Consider the following 1,418-nt stretch of genomic DNA (forward strand, 5'->3'; position numbering starts at 1 on the left):
GCCCATGCAGCTGTTTTGAATCTGCAAAGCTTCGCTCTATTTTTTCTTTTCTTTTTTTGTAGAGGTTTTTTCCTGAAACAGACAAGCGATTTTGTCTGACCTTTTCTTTATGTTCTTCCCATACATGTCGAGTAATCACTTTCTGCCGAGTCTTTGATTTTGTACAGTTTTCAAGCAGTGGGCATGAGGAACATATTTCAGGATTTGATTTATATGACCGGTAGCCTTTTCGGTCAGTTGTTGAGTATGTAAGTGTTTGGTGATTTGGACAAATGTATCTGTCTTGTTCACTGTCATAATGAAATTTCCATTTTGGAAACAAGCCTCGGATAGGGTGATAACGTCTATGTGCGATGACACCAAAGATTTGGCGGTCAGATAATCCTTTACAGATCGGAGTCGTTAAATATCCGGAATCAAGGGCGACGGCTTCTACTTGAAAACCAAATCGTGCGATTTGGTGGTCTAATCGGTCAAGATAAGGCACAGAATCATGGACATTTCCAGGTGTGACGTAGGCATCGGTGATAATGTTGTATTTCATATCTGTTGTGCGGTGATCTAAATAGAAAAAACCTTCTGGTTTGTTTTCACGATACAGATAGCCACTTTCCGGATCGGTTGTACTGTGGCGGATCTCTTTTTCAGCTTTCACCTCCTCTTTGGCTGTTAATGGCTTTTTTCCGTGTTCCTCCCGATCCTCTTGAATGGCTTCATTTAAATCCTTGATATAGTTTTGGGTATCCTGCGCAATTGTTTTTCTTGTGTATTTATGCTTGTTGGCATTGGCTTTAAGGTGTGTAGAGTCGGTGAATAGGACTCGTCCGCCCACCATGTCATGATTGATGGCCTGGAGAACGATCTCATCAAAAATGTCTTGGAAGATGGTTGTATCTTTAAAGCGTGTGCGTCTGTTCCAGCTGATGGTGGAGTGGTGTGGAACCGGGTCGTTTATGTTCAATCCGAGAAACCATCTGTACGCCATATTGTAGTAAATTTCTTTTTCAAGCTGTCTTTCTGAACGGATACCATAGAGGTATCCGATAAACATCATTTTAAATAAAATAAGCGGATCAAGTGAGGGGCGGCCTTTGTTTTCACTGTAGTAAGGTTTCACCTTTTCAATGATGAAAGAGAAGTCTATGTGTTTATCAATTTTCCGAAGCAGGTGATCCTCTTCAACGAGTTGGTCAAGCAGAACAAATTCGGCTGTGTTTTGAGAAGAGTTTCGTGTGTGGAACATGAGAAAGACACCGTCCTTTTAAGTCTTTCTTTTATTTTATTACAGAAGAATGGATATTTTAAGGAAAAATAAAGGCTGTCGAGATTTTCTCGACAGCCTGAGAAGACAGCCTTTTACCGGCTGTCTTCTCTTGCAATTTCATCCTTTACTGCGTGCAATGTATAAAGGACTGACT

General features: G+C 40.8%; 1 protein-coding gene. It reads right to left on the minus strand.

Features of this window, described 5'->3' with window-relative positions:
* Positions 1-1,243, minus strand: a 1,243-nt coding sequence (locus ACWIHY_RS40345; RefSeq protein WP_454381745.1) for an IS1182 family transposase, incomplete at its 3' end; no start/stop codon positions are given.
* Positions 1,244-1,418: the final 175 nt, after the last annotated feature.

The sequence above is a fragment of the Streptomyces sp. NPDC055287 genome (genome assembly GCF_053646035.1).